Origin of the sequence: Tropicimonas sp. IMCC34011 (assembly GCF_003390865.1) — a bacterium.
Classification (GTDB): domain Bacteria; phylum Pseudomonadota; class Alphaproteobacteria; order Rhodobacterales; family Rhodobacteraceae; genus Tropicimonas_B.
The window spans coordinates 918,642-931,561 of record NZ_QMEJ01000001.1; the positions used below are offsets into that span (position 1 = coordinate 918,642).

Sequence of the window (12,920 nt, forward strand, 5' to 3'; positions counted from 1 at the left end):
GGGAGACCGCGACATGACCGATTTCAAGATGGACAAAGGCGCCGACGGCGTCGCCGTGATCACCTGGGACGTTCCGAACAAGTCGATGAACGTCCTGTCCTTCGACGCGCTCAAGACCCTGGACGGACTGGTGGAGGACGCGCTCGGCGACGATGCGGTCAAGGGCATCGTCATCACCTCCGGCAAGCCCGACTTCGCCGCCGGCATGGACCTCAACGTCCTAGCCAAGCTGCGCGACGATGCGGGCGCCAACCCCGCGAAGGGGCTCTTCGACGGGATCATGCAGATGCATGGCGCCCTGCGAAAGATCGAGCGCGCCGGGATGGACGACAAGAACAAGGGCGGCAAGCCGATTGCCGCCGCCCTTCCGGGCAGCGCGCTCGGCATCGGGCTGGAGATCCCGCTGGCCTGTCACCGCATCTTCGCCGCCGACAATCCGAAGGCGAAGATCGGCCTGCCCGAGATCATGATCGGCATCTTCCCCGGCGCCGGCGGCACCACGCGCCTCGCCCGGAAGCTGGGGGCGATGGCGGCCTCCCCGTTCCTGCTCGAGGGCAAGCTGTCCGATCCGTCCAAGGCCAAGAGCGCCGGACTGATCGACGAGGTCGTGGCCGATCCCGTCGCGGCCGCGAAGGACTGGGTGCTCTCCGCATCCGACAAGGACATCGTCAAGCCGTGGGACGAGAAGGGCTACAAGATGCCCGGCGGCGCCCCCTATCACCCTGCCGGCTTCATGACCTTCGTCGGCGCGTCCGCCATGGTGAACGGAAAGACCAAGGGCGTCTTCCCCGCCGCGAAGGCGCTCCTGTCTTCGGTCTACGAAGGCGCCCTCGTGCCCTTCGACACGGCGCTCAGGATCGAGGCACGGTACTTCACCTCCGTCCTCATGAACCCGTCCTCCTCGGCCATGATCCGGTCGCTCTTCATCAACAAGGGCGCGCTCGAGAAGGGCGCGAACCGGCCCGAGGCGCCGGATCAGACGGTCCGCAAGGTTGGTATCCTCGGCGCCGGTATGATGGGCGCGGGCATCGCGCTCGTCTCCGCCCAAGCCGGCATCGAGGTGGTGCTGGTGGATCAGAGCCGCGAGGCCGCCGAGCGGGGCAAGGCCCACAGCGCGACCTACATGGACGAGGGCATCAAGCGGAAGAAGGCCACGCCCGAGAAGAAGGAGCAGATGCTCGGCCGGATCGAGGCGACGGATGACTATGCCGCGCTTTCGGGCTGCGATCTGATCGTCGAAGCGGTGTTTGAGGATCCGTCGGTGAAGGCCGAGGCAACGAAGAAGGTGGAGGCCGTGATCGGCCCCGACTGCATCTTCGCCACCAACACCTCGACGCTGCCGATCACCGATCTTGCCGAGGCCAGCCAGCGGCCCGAGCAGTATATCGGCATCCACTTCTTCTCCCCCGTCGAGAAGATGAACCTCGTCGAGATCATCAAGGGCGCGAAGACCGGCGACCGGGCGGTCGCCAAGGCGCTCGATTTCGTGCGGCAGATCCGCAAGACGCCGATCGTGGTGAACGACGCGCGCTTCTTCTACGCGAACCGCTGCATCATTCCCTACATCAACGAGGGGATCCGGATGGTGGCGGAGGGCGTGGCGCCGCCGCTCATCGAGAACGGCGCGAAGCTCGTCGGAATGCCGCTCGGCCCCCTTCAGCTCGTCGACGAGATCTCCATCGATCTCGGGGTGAAGATCGCCAAGGCCACCCGCGCCGCGATGGGAGACGCCTATCCCGACGCTGCGGTCGACGAGGTGCTCTTCGCGATGGCGGATCAGGGGCGGATGGGCCGCAAGTCCGGCTCGGGCTTCTACGCCTACGAGGAGAGCGGCAAGCGCAAGGGCCTCTGGGAGGGCCTCGATGCCGCCTACCCGGTTTCCGAGGAGCAGCCCGAGGTCAGCGAGGTCCAGCATCGACTGATGATGGCGCAGGTGTTGGAAGCGGTCCGGGCCTTCGAGGAAGGCGTCCTCACGGATATCCGCGAGGGTGACGTCGGCGCCATCCTTGGCTGGGGCTTCGCGCCCTGGTCGGGCGGGCCGTTCTCCTGGCTCGACATCATCGGCGCCACCCGCGCGGTCGCCATTTGCGATGTGCTGGAAGCGGATCACGGGCCGCGGTTCAAGGCGCCGAAACTCCTGCGCGACATGGCCGCCAAGGGCGAGAGTTTCTACGGCCGCTACGGCGACGGCCAGTCGGTGAAGGCCGCGTAAGGGCTCGCGTCGGCCGCCAGAACCACAAGAAACAGAGGCCCCGGGCTGCACGCAGTCCGGGGCCTCGTCCGTTCCGCCCCCTGCCCGCGCGGCGCACCGGCGCTTAGCCGTCGAACCGGGCCACGCCCTCGGCGCAGGCCTTCCCCCGGCCGCGGGACAGGATCATGGCCGCTGCGTCAATATCCGGGCCAGCGCCCGCAATAGCCGCCGGAAATCATCATCTCCCCGAGGTCGTCCCCCGTGGCGAGGGCGCAGACACCGACCTCCCTGTCCCAGGACTTCCGCCCCTCCAGCATGCAGGACATTGTCTGATCACGGACGAGGTCCCGCACCTTGGCCGTGGCGCGCTCCCCAGCCGCGGTTCCCGTTTCGGCGCAGTCGAGATTGGCGATGCGGACAGGCACACCGGCCACCTCGATCGTGTCCCCGTCGCGGATATGGGTGACGCGGCCGGTGAGGTCCGCCGCCTTGCCAGACTCCACATCGCGCCCGCTCGAGGGACCCGGCCCGGCCGTCCGCGCCCGCTCGTCCGGGCCCTGCCCAAAAAGACTCGTCAGAACGCCGAGGACCAGAAGGACCACCAGGACGGCACCCTTCACCCCGATCGGGGCGTCGTGGCTCGACCTGCCGCGGCGGCGGCGCGTGTGGAACGGGGACTTCGATCTCATGGCGGTCATCGCTTCAGGGGACGGAGCGGCATACTCCCCGCGCAGGCGGGTGACCGCAACATCGAAACCTCGCAACTCCTTTTCAGCCGATGGAAAACCCCGAACGCGCGAGTTAAGCTGGCCGGACCCGCCACGGCCCGAGACCCCGGCCGGCGGAGCCACTGGACCGGCGAGGAAAGGCCAAGTGCCCCCCACATGACGGCGTTGAAACAATATTCGCGGCTTGAATGCGACGGGATCTGGCGTCCCGGACAGGATGCGCAGCGGCGGGAGGTGATCGTGTCCTTCGGGAATGCGTCCCTCGTCATCTCGGATACGGCGAACCGCGCCCTGGACCACTGGTCCCTCGCCGCAGTCGCCCGGATGAATCCCGGCGAGGAGCCAGCCCTCTACACGCCTTCCGCCGAAGCCTCGGAAACACTGGAAATCGAAGATTCCACGATGATCGAGGCCATCGAGAAGGTCCGTGCCGGCCTTGACCGGGCGCGGCCGCGGCAGGGCCGCGTGCGCTGGCTCGTGACCGCCGGCATTGCCGCCGCAGTCATCGGCCTCGGCGTCTTCTGGCTGCCGGAGGCGCTGTTGCAGCAGGCCGTCGGCGCCCTGCCGCCATCCGCCCGCGCAGATATCGGGACGGAGCTCTTCCGCGCCATCGGCCGCGTTTCCGGTGCGCCCTGCCGCACGCCGCGGGGCGACCGTGCTCTGGCGCAGCTCCACAATCGGCTCGTTGCCCCCCGCGAAGGCGCAATCCTCGTCCTGAGGGACGGTCTCACCGGCACCGTGACCCTGCCTGGCGGCCTGATCCTGCTCGATCGGCGCCTCGTGGAGGACCACGAAACGCCCGACGTCGCCGCGGGCTACATCCTGGCCGAGGTGGTCCGGACCGAAGCCGAATCTCCGATGGAACGCCTGCTCCGCGCCTCCGGCCCCTTCGCGACCCTGAAGCTGCTCACGAGCGGCGAGATTTCGGACAAGACGCTGAACGCCTATGCCGAGTACCTCGTCGGCACGGAGCGTCCGCAAGTCGCCCCGACGGCGCTCCTGCCCAAGTTCCAGGCCGCCCGCGTCTCGTCCACTCCCTACGCCTACGCGGAAGACATCAGCGGGGAGGCCACGCTGCCGCTCATCGAGTCCGACCCGATGCGCGGCGGCGATGCCGAGCCGGTCCTCACGGACAGCTCATGGGTGGCCCTGCAGAACATCTGCGGGACCTGAAGCCCGCGTCAGCGGGCGGCGGCCACAGCGATCTCGGCCGCGAGCCGGGCGTTGTTCCGAACGAGCGCGATATTCGCCGTCAGGGAGCGCCCGCCCGTTGCCTCGTTGATCGCCGCGAGGAGGAACGGCGTGACCTCCTTGCGGGTGATGCCCCTCGATTCGGCCGCCTTGAGCGCCTCGTCGATGGTCGCCGCGATCTCGGCGGCAGGGATCTCGTCAGCGGCCGGGATCGGATTCGCGATCAGAACGCCAGTGCCGGAGCCGAAGGCGTGGTGCGCGGCGATGGCTCTTGCGATCTCCTCCGCCCCGTCCAGCCGGTGATCGGCGGCGATGCCGCTCTGGCGCGAGAAAAAGGCGGGAAACTCTTCGGTGCCGTTCGCGATGACGGGAACCCGGTTCGTCTCGAGCACTTCGAGGGTGCGCGGAATGTCGAGGATGGACTTCACGCCGGCGCAGACAACCGCGACGGGCGTGGTCGCAAGCTCCATCAGGTCCGCGGAGATGTCCATCGTGGTCTCGGCGCCGCGGTGCACACCGCCGACGCCGCCGGTCGCGAAGATGCCGATCCCGGCGAGGTGAGCCAGCCGCATCGTGGCGGAGACGGTGGTGCCGGCGGAGAGACCTTTCGCGATCACCGCGCCCAGGTCCCGCCCGGAGGCCTTGACCACGTCCTCGGCAGCGCCGAGCCGGTCCAGCGCCGCCGCGTCGAGGCCGACCTTCGCGCGGCCGTCCAGGATGGCGATGGTCGCGGGCACGGCTCCTGCCGCGCGCACCTCGTCCTCGACCGCGCGGGCCGTCTCGACGTTCTGCGGCGCGGGCATGCCGTGAGTGATGATCGTCGATTCGAGCGCGACGACGGGCCGCCCGGAGGAGAGCGCGTCTGCCACGTCGGGGGAAATGTCGATCAGGTCGGGTGTCATGGCAGGTCTCGCTTGAAGGTCAGGGTATCAGGAAAGGAGCAAAGCGGGGTCGAGCCCGGCGACGGCGCCGTCTCGCGCAATGGTCAGGGCGCCGGCCCGCGCCCCGCAGGACAGTGCATCGCGGAGGGGCGCGCCGGCCGCAAGTCGCCAGAGCGTCGCCGCGATCGTCGCATCGCCAGCGCCGGTCGCATCGCGCATCTCGGCCGGAACGGGGGGCACGTGGAACGCTCCGCCGGGGCCTGCGGCGGCGATTCCGCCGGCCCCGAGGAAGATCGCCGCGGCATCGGTGCCCCGCGCGCAGAGCGCCGCCGCGGCCTCCAGTGCCTCGCCGGGCGTCTTCGGCATGACGGTTTCGAGGAGCGCCCCCGCCTCCTGCGCGTTGGCGAAGAGCAGGGAGATACCGGACAGGTCCGCCGGAACGCGCCCGGACTTCGCAACAGAGACGACATCGACTGCGAGCGGCGCTCCGCCAGCGAGCCGCCGCACCATCAGAGCCCGGAGGCTTTCGGCCGGCAGATTGCAATCGGCGAAGAGGAGCGCCGTGTCACCGGGTTCGGGCGGCAGGCGATCCGGCGTCATTCTGTCGAGGACGCCCATCTCGGCGAAGGCCACCGCCATCTCGCCGTCCGGGTTCAGCACCGCCGTGTAGATTGCCGTGGCCGCTCCTGCCTCCGTGCCCAGGAATCGAAGGCCGACGCCCGCCTCCGCAAGCCGCGTGCGCATCTCCGATCCGGACGAATCATCGCCGGTCAGGGACACCAGATCCACGCCCTGCCCCAGCCGCGCCAGCCCTTCGGCCACATTGCGCGCGACGCCGCCCCAGCCGGTTCGACCGGTCGCGATGTTGGAGGTGTGGAGCTCCAGCGGCACGCCGAGCTGCAACGTGCGGTCCTGAGCGGCCCCGCCGATGCAGAGGATCCGCGTCCCCGCGTGGCTCAAACGGAAAAAGCCCGGCGTCTCCGCCGGGCCGTTCTGGTCAGGCATCCAAAGCGCCTCAGGCGGCTTCGGTGCTTGCCTTGGCGATATCGCGCTTGATCTTCAGCGCCTTCGCCGACAGTTCGGGGTCCTTCGCGCGGGCGAGGAACGCATCGAGCCCACCGCGGTGGTCCACGGTCCGCAGCGCGGCATTGGAGACCCGCAGGCGGAAGGACCGGCCCAGCGTGTCGGAGATCAGCGAGACATCCTGCAGGTTCGGCAGGAAGCGCCGCTTCGTCTTATTGTTGGCGTGGCTGACGTTGTTGCCAACCATGGGGCCTTTTCCGGTCAGTTCGCACACGCGCGACATAAGGGCGTCCTCGCAGATCGTCAGTTCAAGTAAATCGGGCGCCGCCCGGACGGGATCGGCGGGGGCGCCCTGAAGAATTCAGTCCGCGCCTTCAACAGGACGGCGGCGACGGTGTCAAGCCCCATTGCCCCCTTCGCGCGCGAGGCGGTTCAGAAGACGCCGCGCCGCCGCGCCCGGCGTCTCGCGCCCCGCCGCGACCCGGTCCGCGGCATCCTCGAAGGCCGGCCCCGCATCGCGGGACAATTGGTCGAGAAGCCCCCGGCGGACCTCCTCCTCGAACCAGCCCCTCGCCTGGGCCGCACGGGTACGGGCCCAGTGGCCGCTCTCGCGGCGGAAGCGCTCCAGCGCCCGGATTTCGGCCCAGAGTGCCGCCAGCCCGACATCTTCGAGGGCCGACACCGTCATCGCCTTGGGAATCCCCTCCGGATCCCCTGCCCTTCGCCGCAGAAGCCGCAGCGCACCGGCATAATCGGCGCAGGTCCGGCGCGCGGCGGGCGCAAGGTCCCCGTCCGCCTTGTTGATCACGACGAGGTCCGCGATCTCCATGATGCCGCGTTTCACGCCCTGCAATTCGTCCCCGCCGCCCGGCGCCAGCAACAGCACGAAGATATCCGACATGCCGGCGACGGCGGTCTCGGACTGGCCCACGCCCACCGTCTCGATCAGTATGATATCGAAACCCGCCGCCTCGCAGAGCGCCACGCTCTCCCGCGTGCGGCGCGCGACGCCTCCAAGCTCCCGGCCCGCCGGAGACGGGCGGATGAAGGCTCCGTCCTGACGCGACAGTTTCTCCATGCGGGACTTGTCGCCGAGGATCGATCCGCCGGACCGCGCCGACGTGGGATCGACCGCCAGCACGGCGACCCGCAGCCCCTCCCCGAGAAGCTGCATCCCGAGCGATTCGATGAATGTGGACTTGCCGACGCCGGGCGTGCCCGAGAGCCCGATCCGGAGAGCCTCGCCCCGCCCGGACAGCTTTTCACCGAGGGTCAGGGCCGCCGCGCGATGATCGGCCCGCGCGCTCTCGACAAGGGTGATCCCGCGCGCCAGCGCCCGTCTTTCCCCCGCCACGATCCGCGCTGCCAAGTCGGCGATCTCCATGGCTGTTGGCTCCTCGGCGCGCCCCTGCCCAGCCTGCATCGCCCGCCACCCGTCATCTTGTCCAGTCGGCGTCCGCAAAAAAAGGGCCGCGAGGCTTGCGCCCGCGGCCCGCTCGTCATTTCTGAACGCCCCCTCTCGGGGTCCGCACGTCGCCTCAGGCGCGCAGGGTCTCCGTCGAGGAGAAGAACATCGCCTGGCTGATGGCCGAGCGAACCTGTTCCTCGTTGTAGGGCTTCGAGATCAGGAAGGCCGGCTCCGGGCGCTCGCCGGTCAGCAGGCGCTCGGGGAACGCGGTGATGAAGATCACCGGGATCTCGCCGAAGTGCCCCAGAAGATCGTTCACGGCATCGATGCCGGACGAGTTGTCCGCCAGCTGGATGTCCGCGAGGATCAGGTCCGGCTGGTCGCTCTTGCCGAGCTCCACCGCACCCTGACGCGTGCGGGCGACGCCGGTGACCTTGTGGCCGAGATCGCTGACCATGCTCTCGAGATCCATGGCGATGATTGCCTCGTCCTCGATGACGAGGACCCGGCCGGACACGCTGTCGGCCATCTCCTGACGGGCACGCTCGACCAGCGCCTCCGCCTCGGAACGATCGGCCTGCATGATCTGCGCCACTTCGTCGAAGCTGAACTCCTCGATCGTGTGCAGTAGCAGCGCCTCGCGGGTGTTCTCGGTCAGCTTGCCGAGGTGCCGCTGCGCCGCGGTCTCGAGGGTCGTCTCGCTATCCGCGACCGGCGAGCCGGAGCTGGACCAGATCGAGTGGAACGTGCGGAACAAGGCGACCTTGGCGGACATTCCGGAGTTGAAGTTGGACCGGTCGATCAGCACGGCCTCGAGGGTTGCCGCCGCGTAAGCATCGCCCGAGGATTGGTTGCCGGTCAGCGCCCGGGCGTAGCGGCGGAGATACGGAAGCTCGACGCCGATCGCCGATGTGATTTGCGAAGCGTCCTGACTGTCTGTCATTCTCGGATGGATCCCTCGAAAAATTGCCTGTTTATCGTCGGAACCGAACAGCATCGCGCCGGTTTCGGTTCCGTGTCTGCCCGGGTAGATAGGCCTCGGCGCCCGCGATCAACAGTAATTGGGATTGAAATGTCTGAGAAGAAGAGATCCGCCGCGGACCTGGACACGAACCTTCGGCGGGTTTTCCAGCAGAAGGTGGACGAGGACCTCCCCGATCGGTTCACCGCCCTGCTCCAATCCCTGAGGGCACAGGACGAGGCCGCGGCGTCCGGCTCCTCCACTGACGGCGGACAGGGAGCCCCCTCGAGCGAGGACGGGTCCGAGTGACAAAAGCATCCGGAACGCCAGCGGCCGACCCGCGCGAAGAGATCGTTGAGCACCTGCCAGCGCTCCGTGCCTTCGCGTTCTCCCTGACGCGCAACTCCGCGGCTGCGGACGATCTCGTGCAAGACACCGTGGTCAAGGGCTGGTCGAACATCGACAAGTTCGAGGTCGGCACGAACATGCGGGCGTGGCTGTTCACGATCCTGCGCAACACGTTTTATTCGAACCGTCGGAAGATGCGGCGCGAGGTTGCCGATTCGGAGGGCACCTTCGCGGAGGGCCTCGCCGAGAAGCCCGCCCATGACGGCCGCCTCCAGATGGCGGATTTCCAGCGCGTCTTCGCCAAGCTGCCGGACGAACAGCGCGAGGCGCTGATCCTCGTCGGCGCCTCGGGGTTCTCCTACGAGGAGGCCGCCGAGATGTGCGGCGTCGCCATCGGCACGATCAAGAGCCGCACCAATCGCGGCCGCGCCCGCCTCGCCGAGCTTCTCGGTCTCGGTTCGGACGAGATCGGAATGACCGATAGCGCCACGATGGCGGTCCTGTCCCGATCCTCGTCGAAGCCGCTCTGATGCCCAGACCGAGCCTTCCGTCACGCCTCTTCAGCGGCCTCGGCACACGTCTGGTGATGCTGCTGTCGATCGCGCTGCTGCCGCTCGGCCTGATCGCCGTATGGCAGACGCGCGAAGTGACGCGCTCTATCCGGGAGGTCGCCGAAGTCTCCGTTCTGGCGCTGACCGAACAGGCTGCCCTCGGGGAGCGACGCCTGCTCTACACCGCCATCGGCGCGGCCAGCGCGCTTGGCTCCGTCCTGCCGGAGATGTCGGACGATGCGGAGAGGTGCGAAAGCTATCTCGGCAACTTTGTCGAGCAGTCGCAGCTCTACACCTATGTCGGCTTCCTGCCGCTCGACGGCCAGGTCACATGTTCCTCCCTCGGGGAAGCCCGCGACGTCACCGAGTCTCCTCTCTACATCGCCCAGAGCGAAGATCCCCGCCTGCGGATCGCTCCCCTCCGCAACGCCATCATCAGCCGGGAGGACGTCGTGACCGTCAGCGTCCCGGTGCGCCGGGGTGACGAGCTGATCGGGTTCATCAACGTCTCGATCCCCGACCGGGCACTTCCAGAATCCGACGACGGCACGCTGACGGAGGTGCCGCTCAGCATGATCCTGTTCAATCAGGACGGCCAGGTGATCGCGGCGCGCGGTGACGTGGCCACCGCCGAGCAGCGTCTGCCGGCGAACTTTGCGCTGACCGATTTCGTGGGCCTCGGGCCCCTCGTGTTCTCGGGCGAGGACGGGCTCGGGCAGCAGCGCAGCTTTGCCATCACCCCGGTCGTTCCCGACGTCGCCTTCGCCATCGGGGCATGGAGCCCGTCGCAGTTCCAGCTCGAACGCCCCGCCCTCGCCTTCCCGCCGTGGCTCTTCCCGATCATGATGTGGATCGCCAGCCTCGTCGTCGCCTTCTTCGCCGTCCACCGCCTCGTGATCCGGCATGTCCGGTCCCTCGGCCAGCAGATGCGTCAGTTCGCCCGCAACCGCCGGCTCGTCCCCGGCGCAGGCGAATCGGAGATGGCGCTGGAGCTGTCCGAGATGGAGGACGATTTCCTGCAGATGGCCGACGCGCTGATACAGGACGAGGCCGCCCTCGAGAATGCTGTCCACGAGAAGAACATTCTCCTCAAGGAGGTGCACCATCGGGTCAAGAACAACCTCCAGCTCATCTCCTCGATCATGAACATGCAGATCCGGAGGGCCCGGTCCCGCGAGACCAAGGCCATCCTGAAGCGTCTGCAGGAGCGGATCCTCGGCCTCGCGACCATCCATCGCAATCTGTACGAGACGCAGGACCTCGGGCGCACGGATGCCGGACGGCTCGTCAAGTCCATCGTCGAGCAGCTGACGTCGTCGGACGAAAAGCGCCGCCCGCTGGAGCTGGAGGTGGAGCATATCGAGATGTTCCCCGATCAGGCCGTTCCCCTCTCCCTTCTGGTCGCCGAGGCAACCACGAACGCGACCAAGTACATGGGGACGCACGGCGAAGGCGGCACGCATCCCGTCTTCGAGGTCCGCCTCAACCGGCTGGAGGGCAACTCCGCCCGCCTTGTGGTGCGCAACTCCATGGCCGCCCGAACGGAGGCCGATTACGGGGACGAAGGCGTGGGGCTCGGCAGCCAGCTGATGCAGGCCTTCGCCAGCCAACTCGGCGCGGATATCGACATCGACATCTCGAATGGACTTTACACCGTGACAGCCGAATTCGACGTGGTCCACTTCAAGCCCGATACGCAGGATTACTGACGTGACGGAAACCGCGCTCCACACGCGCGCCACCGCCAGCGAGGGCGCGCCCGGCGATCCCCGGCGTCCGTTCGATCTGCTGATCACCGCTGAGGAAGCGTATCCCGTCCTCGAGAGGTGCTTTCTCGAGGCGAAGGAGGAGATCCGCGCCGGCTTCCGCATCTTCGACACGACGACGTTCCTGCGGGCGCCCGAATGCATCCAGATCGGCGAGACGTGGCGGGACCTGATCGTCCATACCCTCAATCGCGGCGTCCGGATCACGTTCGTGATCAGCGATTTCGACTGCGTCGCGCGGCCGAACCTGCACCGCCTGACATGGCGTTCGATACGGCATCTCCACGAGATCGGCGCCCGCTCCGACCGGCCGGACCTGCTGACCGCCACCGCTGCGCTTCATGCCGCGCAGGTCGGCCTTCTCCCCCGCACGATCTTCGCACCGAAAGTACTCGGCGCGTTGAAGGAAATCTGCCGCGAGCTCAACGAGATGGAACCCGAGGACCGGGAACGCCGGCTGACCGACATGCCCGGCATCCGCGCCCGGACGACGCTGGACAGGACAGGCAACCTGAGGCCGAAGGCCTGGCCGCCCTCGATCACGCCGGCCACGCATCACCAGAAGATCGCCGCCTTCGATCGCAAGGTCGCCTATATCGGCGGGCTCGACCTGAACGAACGCCGCTACGACACGCTGAGCCACAACCGCGCCGCCGAGGCGACCTGGCACGACGTGCAAGTCCGCATCGAGGGCCCCGTCGCGGAGGAGGTCCACGACCATATCGGCCGCTTCCAGGCGGAGACGGCCGGGGCGCGACCGAAGGCCACGAAGCATCTTCTGCGCACGCTGTCGGCCAAGCGCCGCGTGGAATGGCCGCGCCTGTCGCCGCGAACCCGGTGCAAGGAAATCGCAGACCGGCATTTCGACGAGATCGACGCCAGCCACGACCTGATTTACCTCGAAAGCCAGTTCTTCCGGGATCGTCGCCTTGCCTATGCGCTCGCCAAGGCGGGAACGGACCGGCCGGATCTGTCCCTCGTGATGACGCTGCCCGCCGCCCCTGAGGATGTTGCCTTCGAAGGCGCGAACGATCTCGATGCGCGGTTCGGTGAAGCTCTTCAGGCCGATTGCGTCGAAATCCTTCAGGATGCCTTCGGGGACCGCGTCTTCTTCGGCTGCCCGGCGCAGCTCCGGAGCGATGAACATGGCGGGCGGGACACGATCTTCGGCGCGCCCCTGATCTACATCCACGCGAAGGTCTCCATCTTCGACGACCGCACCGCCATCGTCTCCTCCGCGAACCTGAACGGCCGCTCGATGCGGTGGGACACGGAGGCCGGCGTCGCGCTCGAGGGGAACGATGCGGCGAACGCGGTCAAGGCGCGCTGCATGGGCCACTGGCTTCCGCCCGGAGACGACCACACGCCCTATCTCTCCGGCATGGACGCCCCGAAGCGCTGGCGGGAGCTGGCCGAGGCGAACCGTGCCGCGAAGCCGGAAGACCGGCGCTCGTTCATCCTGCCCTACACCCGCACCCCCGCTCGCGAATTCGGCCGCCACCTGCCGGGCGTTCCCGATGAGATGGTCTGAGGCGCGGGCGGCCGGCGGGTGTCAGCCGATCCACCTGACCATTCTTCGCTTCAGTCGGGTCATCTCTGGAACGCCGGCCGGCCGGGCCGCGTTTTACGTGCATAACTCTGATCTAGGAGGTCATCATGAACTGGGATCAAGTCAAAGGTAACTGGAAACAGGCCAAGGGCGCCGTACGCCAGCAGTGGGGCGATCTCACCGACGATGAAGTCGAGCAGGCCGCCGGCGACCGCGAGCGGATGGAGGGTCTCCTCCAGGAGCGGTACGGCAAGTCCAAGGAAGAAGCGAAGGCGGAACTCGATCGCTTCGCGGCTGACTACAACCATTAACATCAGATGATG

Annotated in this window: 13 protein-coding genes; 7 read left to right on the plus strand and 6 right to left on the minus strand. The window is 67.8% G+C overall.

Annotated features, from left to right (window positions below; translation table 11 throughout):
* The first annotated feature begins 13 nt into the window (after positions 1 to 13).
* The gene (locus DQG15_RS04430; RefSeq protein ID WP_116083051.1) at positions 14 to 2,212 is read left to right on the plus strand and encodes a 3-hydroxyacyl-CoA dehydrogenase NAD-binding domain-containing protein; all 2,199 of its coding nucleotides are present in this window, start codon (positions 14 to 16) and stop codon (positions 2,210 to 2,212) included.
* 176 nt (positions 2,213 to 2,388) lie between these two features.
* Here DQG15_RS04430 and DQG15_RS04435 read toward each other — a convergent pair whose 3' ends face one another.
* Positions 2,389 to 2,889, minus strand: coding sequence for a thermonuclease family protein (locus DQG15_RS04435; protein WP_116083053.1), 501 nt, complete (start codon positions 2,887 to 2,889; stop codon positions 2,389 to 2,391).
* A gap of 186 nt (positions 2,890 to 3,075) precedes the next feature.
* On the opposite strand from DQG15_RS04435, the gene DQG15_RS04440 reads away from it, so the two are divergent.
* Complete coding sequence (locus DQG15_RS04440; protein ID WP_116083054.1) at positions 3,076 to 4,092, plus strand: hypothetical protein; 1,017 nt, start codon at positions 3,076 to 3,078, stop codon at positions 4,090 to 4,092.
* 8 nt (positions 4,093 to 4,100) lie between these two features.
* Here the strand turns inward: DQG15_RS04440 and DQG15_RS04445 are convergent, their stop codons facing one another.
* The 5 genes from DQG15_RS04445 to DQG15_RS04465 all read right to left on the minus strand — a co-directional run bounded on the left by DQG15_RS04445 (position 4,101) and on the right by DQG15_RS04465 (position 8,365).
* Positions 4,101 to 5,012, minus strand: coding sequence for a pseudouridine-5'-phosphate glycosidase (locus DQG15_RS04445; RefSeq protein WP_116083056.1), 912 nt, complete (start codon positions 5,010 to 5,012; stop codon positions 4,101 to 4,103).
* A 27-nt stretch (positions 5,013 to 5,039) separates the two neighbouring features.
* Complete coding sequence (locus tag DQG15_RS04450; protein WP_116083058.1) at positions 5,040 to 5,996, minus strand: PfkB family carbohydrate kinase; 957 nt, start codon at positions 5,994 to 5,996, stop codon at positions 5,040 to 5,042.
* A 10-nt stretch (positions 5,997 to 6,006) separates the two neighbouring features.
* Positions 6,007 to 6,297: a 50S ribosomal protein L28 gene (gene rpmB, locus DQG15_RS04455; RefSeq protein WP_116083060.1), complete on the minus strand. Its 291-nt coding sequence runs from the start codon at positions 6,295 to 6,297 to the stop codon at positions 6,007 to 6,009.
* Positions 6,298 to 6,411: 114 nt separating this feature from the next.
* Positions 6,412 to 7,398 carry a methylmalonyl Co-A mutase-associated GTPase MeaB gene (gene meaB, locus DQG15_RS04460; protein ID WP_116083062.1) on the minus strand — a complete coding sequence of 329 codons (987 nt, stop codon included), beginning with the start codon at positions 7,396 to 7,398 and terminating at the stop codon, positions 6,412 to 6,414.
* Positions 7,399 to 7,552: 154 nt separating this feature from the next.
* The gene (locus tag DQG15_RS04465) at positions 7,553 to 8,365 is read right to left on the minus strand and encodes a response regulator (RefSeq protein ID WP_116083064.1); all 813 of its coding nucleotides are present in this window, start codon (positions 8,363 to 8,365) and stop codon (positions 7,553 to 7,555) included.
* A 129-nt stretch (positions 8,366 to 8,494) separates the two neighbouring features.
* Here DQG15_RS04465 and DQG15_RS04470 point away from each other — a divergent pair, with 129 nt between their 5' ends.
* The 5 genes from DQG15_RS04470 (at position 8,495) to DQG15_RS04490 (ending at position 12,908) form a co-directional block, all read left to right on the plus strand.
* Positions 8,495 to 8,692: a NepR family anti-sigma factor gene (locus DQG15_RS04470; protein ID WP_116083066.1), complete on the plus strand. Its 198-nt coding sequence runs from the start codon at positions 8,495 to 8,497 to the stop codon at positions 8,690 to 8,692.
* Complete coding sequence (locus DQG15_RS04475) at positions 8,689 to 9,261, plus strand: RNA polymerase sigma factor (protein ID WP_116083068.1); 573 nt, start codon at positions 8,689 to 8,691, stop codon at positions 9,259 to 9,261. Before DQG15_RS04470 ends, DQG15_RS04475 begins: the two co-directional genes overlap by 4 nt.
* Complete coding sequence (locus tag DQG15_RS04480) at positions 9,261 to 10,991, plus strand: sensor histidine kinase (protein ID WP_116083069.1); 1,731 nt, start codon at positions 9,261 to 9,263, stop codon at positions 10,989 to 10,991. Before DQG15_RS04475 ends, DQG15_RS04480 begins: the two co-directional genes overlap by 1 nt.
* 1 nt (position 10,992) lies before the next feature.
* Positions 10,993 to 12,579: a phospholipase D-like domain-containing protein gene (locus tag DQG15_RS04485; RefSeq protein WP_116083071.1), complete on the plus strand. Its 1,587-nt coding sequence runs from the start codon at positions 10,993 to 10,995 to the stop codon at positions 12,577 to 12,579.
* A 125-nt stretch (positions 12,580 to 12,704) separates the two neighbouring features.
* A complete protein-coding gene (locus DQG15_RS04490; protein WP_116083072.1) occupies positions 12,705 to 12,908 on the plus strand; it encodes a CsbD family protein in 204 nt (67 codons plus the stop codon).
* The last annotated feature ends 12 nt before the right edge of the window (positions 12,909 to 12,920 follow it).

Coding starts and splice junctions, on each gene's coding strand:
- DQG15_RS04445 (WP_116083056.1), bottom strand. CDS start 5,012: ATGACACCCGACCTGATCGACATTTCCCCCGACGTGGCAGACGCGCTC.
- rpmB (WP_116083060.1), bottom strand. CDS start 6,297: ATGTCGCGCGTGTGCGAACTGACCGGAAAAGGCCCCATGGTTGGCAAC.
- DQG15_RS04490 (WP_116083072.1), top strand. CDS start 12,705: ATGAACTGGGATCAAGTCAAAGGTAACTGGAAACAGGCCAAGGGCGCC.
- DQG15_RS04470 (WP_116083066.1), top strand. CDS start 8,495: ATGTCTGAGAAGAAGAGATCCGCCGCGGACCTGGACACGAACCTTCGG.
- DQG15_RS04480 (WP_116083069.1), top strand. CDS start 9,261: ATGCCCAGACCGAGCCTTCCGTCACGCCTCTTCAGCGGCCTCGGCACA.
- DQG15_RS04435 (WP_116083053.1), bottom strand. CDS start 2,889: ATGACCGCCATGAGATCGAAGTCCCCGTTCCACACGCGCCGCCGCCGC.
- DQG15_RS04450 (WP_116083058.1), bottom strand. CDS start 5,996: ATGCCTGACCAGAACGGCCCGGCGGAGACGCCGGGCTTTTTCCGTTTG.
- DQG15_RS04465 (WP_116083064.1), bottom strand. CDS start 8,365: ATGACAGACAGTCAGGACGCTTCGCAAATCACATCGGCGATCGGCGTC.
- DQG15_RS04430 (WP_116083051.1), top strand. CDS start 14: ATGACCGATTTCAAGATGGACAAAGGCGCCGACGGCGTCGCCGTGATC.
- DQG15_RS04440 (WP_116083054.1), top strand. CDS start 3,076: ATGACGGCGTTGAAACAATATTCGCGGCTTGAATGCGACGGGATCTGG.
- meaB (WP_116083062.1), bottom strand. CDS start 7,398: ATGGAGATCGCCGACTTGGCAGCGCGGATCGTGGCGGGGGAAAGACGG.